Annotated in this window: 1 protein-coding gene; it reads right to left on the bottom strand. The window is 64.8% G+C overall.

Annotation, left to right across the window (positions count from 1 at the left end):
- Positions 1-1859: acetyl-CoA carboxylase biotin carboxylase subunit (locus ACI2KA_RS26920; RefSeq protein WP_404505483.1), on the bottom strand; the 1859-nt coding region annotated here is incomplete at its 3' end.
- Position 1860: the final 1 nt, after the last annotated feature.

Raw genomic sequence — 1860 nt, 5'->3', positions numbered from 1 at the left:
ACCTCGTCGCCTATGCCGACCGCGATGCCGGTGATGACGCCCGGCATCGGGCACAGCAGCAGCTTTGACGTGTCCGGCGGCAGCTTGTCCGGCATCAGCAGCGAAAGTTCCGCCACACGCGGGCTGCGAACATGGGCAATCACATCCATGCCGCGCCAGCGCAGCCGAAGCGCCGCCCCGGCAGGATCGACCCTGGCGGCGATCACCTCCCCCGCCACCGTGAACAGGCCGAGCCTCTGGCCGGGAAGCCAGCCGGTATCGACCGTCAGCGCCGCGCCGTCGTCAAACCGCACCGCCGTGCCATCCGCCCCGGTTTCCACATGGACCCCGTGCCGGAACGCCCTGGACGACACCACCCAGTCACGGCCGACGATGCGGCGGTGATGGCCGAGGGTGCCGGAGATCTCCACCGCACGGTTCTGCAGGCGCTGGTGCACGAGGGCGGCAATGGCCGACAGTTTGCGCCCCGCCGCCTCGTCCGGCTCCACGCCATGGAAACCCTCGGGAAACTCTTCCGCGATGAACCCCGTCGTCAGCCGGCCGGCCCGGAAACGCTCATGCCGCATGACCGCCGACAGGAACGGCAGATTGTGGCCGATACCCTCCACCTCGAAACGGTCCAGCGCCTGCCCCATCGCGTCGATGGCGGTCTTGCGATCCTTGCCCCATGCGCACAGCTTGGCGATCATCGGATCGTAATACATCGATATCTCGCCGCCCTCGAACACGCCGGTATCGTTGCGGATCACCGTGCCGTTCTCCTGCGCACCCTCCTGCGGCGGACGATAACGCGTCAGCCGGCCGATGGAGGGCAGGAAGTTGCGATAGGGGTCTTCGGCATAAAGCCGGCTTTCGACCGCCCAGCCGTTCAGTTTCACATCAGCCTGTCCGAAGGACAGCTTTTCGCCGGCCGCCACGCGGATCATCTGCTCGACCAGGTCGATGCCGGTGACAAGCTCCGTCACCGGATGTTCCACCTGCAGGCGGGTGTTCATTTCCAGGAAATAGAAATTGCGCTCGCCGTCGACGATGAACTCCACCGTGCCGGCCGAGTGATAACCGACCGCCCGCGCCAGCGCCACCGCCTGCTCGCCCATGGCCTGCCGTGTCGCCTCGTCCAGAAAGGGCGACGGCGCTTCCTCGATGACCTTCTGGTTGCGCCGCTGGATCGAGCATTCGCGCTCGCCGAGATAAAGGATGGCGCCGTGCCGGTCGCCCAGCACCTGGATTTCGATATGGCGCGGCTCGGTGACGAATTTCTCGATGAAGATGCGGTCATCGCCAAAGGAGGATTTCGCCTCGTTCTTCGAGGACTGGAAACCTTCCCGCGCCTCGGCATCGTTGAACGCGATGCGCATGCCCTTGCCGCCGCCGCCGGCCGACGCCTTGATCATCACCGGATAACCGATCTCTGACGCGATCCTCACCGCCTCGTCCGCATCCTCGATCAGCCCCATATGGCCGGGTACGGTGGAAACGCCTGCTTTTGCCGCCAGCTTCTTCGAGGTGATCTTGTCGCCCATCGCCTGGATGGCGCCGACCGGCGGGCCGATGAAGGTGACGCCCGCCTTCTCCAGAGCCTCGGCGAAGGCGGCGTTTTCCGACAGGAAGCCATAACCGGGATGCACCGCATCCGCACCCGTCTTCGCAATCGCCTCCAGGATCTTGTCGATGACGATATAGGACTGCGACGACGGCGCCGGCCCGATATGGACGGCCTCATCAGCCATCTTCACATGCAAGGCATCGGCATCCGCATCCGAATAGACCGCAACGGTCGCAATCCCCAGCTTCTTCGCCGTCCTGATGACCCGGCACGCGATCTCGCCACGATTGGCGATCAGGATTTTCTTGATCATG

Source organism: Agrobacterium sp. NPDC089420 (genome assembly GCF_044900305.1).
In the GTDB taxonomy this organism is placed as follows: Bacteria; Pseudomonadota; Alphaproteobacteria; order Rhizobiales; family Rhizobiaceae; genus Agrobacterium.
This window is presented reverse-complemented; position numbering and strand designations above follow the sequence as displayed.